This is a genomic window from Pseudomonas sp. 5P_3.1_Bac2 (assembly GCF_025465995.1).
Taxonomy (GTDB): domain Bacteria; phylum Pseudomonadota; class Gammaproteobacteria; order Pseudomonadales; family Pseudomonadaceae; genus Aquipseudomonas.
The window spans coordinates 1-304 of sequence record NZ_JANLNY010000010.1 but is presented as its reverse complement, the minus strand read 5'-3'; the positions used below and the strand labels follow the sequence as shown (position 1 = coordinate 304).

Below are 304 nucleotides of genomic sequence, written 5' to 3'. Positions count from 1 at the left end.
GACCTGGTGGCGCCAGATAAACCTGTGGTCGACACCAATAATGAGCTGAGCTTGAGCGGCAGCGCCGAAGCCGGTGGCACCATTGTGGTGAAACTGCCTGATGGCACCAGCCTGACTACGACTGTGGATGAGGCCGGCCGCTGGGCCATTACGCCTAACCCACTGGATGATGGTGAGAGCGCTACGGTTACCGTTAAAGATCCGGCGGGCAACATCAGCCGTCCGGTGAATACCGGTGGCTCGGATATCGTTGCTCCGGATGCACCTATTGTTGAAAGCAACAACGGCGCGGGTATTGCCGGTA

1 protein-coding gene is annotated in these 304 nt (G+C 58.6%); it reads left to right on the top strand.

The features are described 5' to 3' along the window. The coding region (locus NTD81_RS09965; protein WP_262182092.1) for an Ig-like domain-containing protein at window positions 1-304 on the top strand (304 nt) is incomplete at both ends.